Annotated in this window: 3 protein-coding genes; 2 read left to right on the forward strand and 1 reads right to left on the reverse strand. The window is 68.7% G+C overall.

Going from position 1 to position 3,463, the window contains the following annotated elements; translation table 11 throughout:
- Together ABZ749_RS31975 and ABZ749_RS31980 are read left to right on the forward strand one after the other, a co-directional pair.
- A partial coding sequence (locus tag ABZ749_RS31975) for a 50S ribosomal protein L27 (protein WP_357234391.1) occupies window positions 1–110 on the forward strand: 110 nt, incomplete at its 5' end.
- Window positions 111–177: 67 nt separating this feature from the next.
- On the forward strand, window positions 178–324 hold the full coding sequence (locus tag ABZ749_RS31980) for a hypothetical protein (RefSeq protein WP_357234387.1): 147 nt from the start codon (window positions 178–180) through the stop codon (window positions 322–324).
- Between the two features lie 47 nt (window positions 325–371).
- Here the strand turns inward: ABZ749_RS31980 and ABZ749_RS31985 are convergent, their stop codons facing one another.
- Window positions 372–3,206 carry a PQQ-dependent sugar dehydrogenase gene (locus ABZ749_RS31985; RefSeq protein WP_357234389.1) on the reverse strand — a complete coding sequence of 945 codons (2,835 nt, stop codon included), beginning with the start codon at window positions 3,204–3,206 and terminating at the stop codon, window positions 372–374.
- Window positions 3,207–3,463: the final 257 nt, after the last annotated feature.

Consider the following 3,463-nt stretch of genomic DNA (forward strand, 5'->3'; position numbering starts at 1 on the left):
GCCGTGGCGGCGACGACACGCTGTTCGCGCTGTCCGCCGGTGCGGTCCTGTTCGGCACCAAGCGCGGTCGCAAGCGCAGCTCCGGACGCGGCGCTCGCCGCGCTCTATGAGGAACTGCTCAGCCCCCAGCCCGAGGAGCCGACGAGCGACCGTCTCGACGCCGACGTGGTGCTCCCGATGATCCTCCGCGTCGGTGATCGAGAGCTGCGGCTCTTCTCGACCATCACCACGTTCGGCACCCCGACGGACATCACGATCGAGGAGATCGCCGTCGAGTCCTACTACCCCGCGGACGCGGAGAGCGCCGCCTACTTCACACGGTAGGGCCCGGCCTGGTCGGTTACCAGGCCGGGCCCCGTGCACATTCCCGGTCAGCCGGTGGTCAGGATGAACCTCTCCCAGGCCCCGACCGACGTGCGGTTGGCGATCAGGGATCCGGCCCCGGCGTTCTCGGCGCACACGATCTGGTTGTTGACCGTGGCGCGCAGGCTCACCGTCCCATCCGAGTTGCTGATGAGCTGGAACGTCTCCCACGACCCGATCGCCGTGGCGCTGGCGACCAACGGGTTGGCACCCGCGTTCGCGGCCGAGACGTAGAGCCCGTTGGCGCGCGACCGCAGCGCGATGTTGCCGTTGCCGGCGTCCACCCGGTCGAACTGTTCGGTCGTGCCACCGACGCTGGCCTTGTTGGCGATCAACGCGGTGGTGCCGACCGCCGACACGTACTGGTTGTTGACCTGCGCCCGCAGCGTGCTCACCGGCGTGGTGCTACCGGTGCCGGTCGCGAAGGTGAACGCGTCGACGTCGAACAGGTAGCCGGACCCACCCTTGAACACCAGGTACAGCGTCGTCGACGCGGTGGGCGGGTTGCTGATCGTGGCGGACGCATCGACGAACGTCTCCCAGTTGCCGGTCACCGGCACCGTGACGGTGCCCAGCAGGGAGCCGGTGGCCGACCCGGCCCGGACCTCGATGGTGCCGCCCGCGCCGGCCGACGACGCCCGCACGGTGATGCGGTTGGCGTTGGCCAGGTTGTACGGCTGGTACGAGATCCAGTCGTTGTTCTCGATGAACCCGGCGGTGCGGCCACCCTCGGCGCTGGTGTGGTCCGTGGCCTGGACGCCGGACTGAGCGCCGAAGTGCTCACCCTGGCGGTGCTTGGGTTGCAGCGTCTTGATGCTGTGCGTGGTCAGCCCGCCGTTGTCGGTGTAGGCGGCGTCGAAGACCCCGTAGATGTTCGCCGCCGAGTCGTGCTCGCCGTCGGTCGGCACGGTGATCGAGCCACTGCACCCGTTCTTCGAGGTGATCTGGTGGGCGTGGCTGTCGTGGCCCAGCGCGTACGTCAGGCTCACCTTGGAACAGTCGATAGTGCCGTCCTGCGGGTCGCTCACGCTGATCTGGTACGACACCGTGTCACCGAAGTTGAACAGCTGCCCGTCGGCGGGCGAGGTCAGCGTCACCGTCGGGGCCGTGTTGCCCACGGTGATGACCAGGCTCGCCGTGCCGGTCAAGCCATTCGGGTCGGTGACCCTCAACGTGGGGGAGTACGTGCCGTTCGTGGTGTACGTCTTGGTCGGGTTCGCCGCCGTCGACGTGGTGCCGTCACCGAACGTCCACAGGTAGCTCAGCGCCCCACCCTCGGGGTCCGAGCTGCCGGCCGACGAGAAGTTGACCGTCAACGGGTTGGCCCCGGACGTCGGGTTCGCCGAGGCGACCGCGATCGGATTGCGGTTGCCGCCGCCGATGTACTCGATCCGGAACAGCGCCTGGTTGTTCGACCCGGTGCCGTAGTCCAGCACGTACAACGCGCCGTCCGGGCCGAAGGCCATGTCCATGACCTGCGTGCCGGACCACGGGAAGTTGGAGATCTCCCCACGGGAGCCGTCGGAGTTGACAGCGATGGCCTTGATCCAACGGCGACCGTACTCGCCGGCGAAGAACTGACCGTTGAGCGACTGCGGGAACTTGATGCTGGAGTTCAGCGACGCGTCGTACCGGTAGACCGGCCCGCCCATCGGCGACTCCGAGCCGCTGCCGAACTCCGACGGTGAACCGGAGTCGCCCGCGTACTTGATCCACGCTGCCCTCGCCGCGGGCAGCGTGCCGAGCCCGGTGTTGCGGAACGAGTTGTTGGTCGGCCCGCCGGAGCAGTTGTACTTGGACTGCGACGGCCCGGACGGGAAGGTGTATTCGTTGTACGTTTCCGAGCTCGTGTTGGCGCCGGTGCAGTACGGCCAACCGTAGTTGCCGGCCGACGCGATGCGGTTGAACTCGACCTGACCCTGCGGGCCCCGGCTGGAGTTCGTGCTGCCCGCGTCCGGGCCGTAGTCGCCGAGGTAGACGACGCCGGTGGCCTTGTCGACGCTCATCCGGAACGGGTTGCGCAGACCCATCGCGTAGATCTCCGGCCGGGTGTTGGCCGTGCCGGGGGCGAACAGGTTGCCCGACGGGATGGTGTACGTGCCGTCGGACTGCGGCTTGATCCGCAGCAGCTTGCCCCGCAGGTCGTTGGTGTTGCCCGCCGTGCGCTGGGCGTCGAACTGCGGGTTGCGGTTGGTCCGCTCGTCAAGCGGTGCGTAGCCGGACGACTCGAACGGGTTGGTGTCGTCGCCGGTGGTCAGGTACAGGTTGCCGGCGGCGTCGAAGTCCAGGTCGCCGCCGACGTGGCAGCACTGCCCACGGTCGTTGGCGACCTGGAGCACGATCTTCTCGCTGCCCAGGTTGAGCGTGTCGTCGCTGTTGAGGGTGAACCGGGACAGCCGCAGGTGCCCCTTCCACCGGTCCCAGTCCGACTGGGAGCCGGTGGTCGGCGCGTCCCCGGACGGGGTGCTCAGCGTGGGGGAGTAGTACAGGTAGATCCACCGGTTGGTGGCGAAGCCGGGGTCGACGGCGACGCCCTGCAACCCCTCCTCGTCGTGGGTGTAGACCGACAGGGTGCCGGAGGTCTTGGTGTTGCCGGCCACGTCGGTCACCCGCAGCACGCCGTTGCGGGCGGTGTGCAGCACCGAGCGGTTGGGCAGGACGGCCAGGGACATGGCCTCACCCAGCTCGGCCGAGCCGGTGGCGAGTTTGACCTGTTGATAGTCGGAGGCGGGGATCACCGCGGCCTGCGCGGTGGACGGTGCAGCCACAGCGAGGGCCGCGCTTGTGACGGTGAGAACCGCCGCGAAGAGCGCCCGGGGCCAGCGCCGGGGATACGAGAGCATGATCGTCCTTTCTCGACGACCGGGGGTGCGGGTGCGCGGGGGCGCACCACGACCAGGTGGGGGTGGTGAAGAGCGGGCGGGGGAGCAGGTCAGCTGGTGGTGACCAGGTCGAACTTCTCCCACTGGCCGATGGAGGTCCGGTTGGCGATCAACGGGGAGGCGCCCGCGTTGTCGGCGGAGACGTACCGGCTGTTCACAGTGGCCCGCAGGCTCACCGTGCCGTCGGAGTTGCGGACCAGCTGGAACGTCTCCCAGGC

The sequence above is a fragment of the Micromonospora sp. NPDC047753 genome, from assembly GCF_040642735.1.
Classification (GTDB): domain Bacteria; phylum Actinomycetota; class Actinomycetes; order Mycobacteriales; family Micromonosporaceae; genus Micromonospora.

Excerpts from the sequence above, each read along its gene's own strand:
- ABZ749_RS31980 (WP_357234387.1), top strand. The coding sequence starts at position 178 with ATGATCCTCCGCGTCGGTGATCGAGAGCTGCGGCTCTTCTCGACCATC.
- ABZ749_RS31985 (WP_357234389.1), bottom strand. The coding sequence starts at position 3,206 with ATGCTCTCGTATCCCCGGCGCTGGCCCCGGGCGCTCTTCGCGGCGGTT.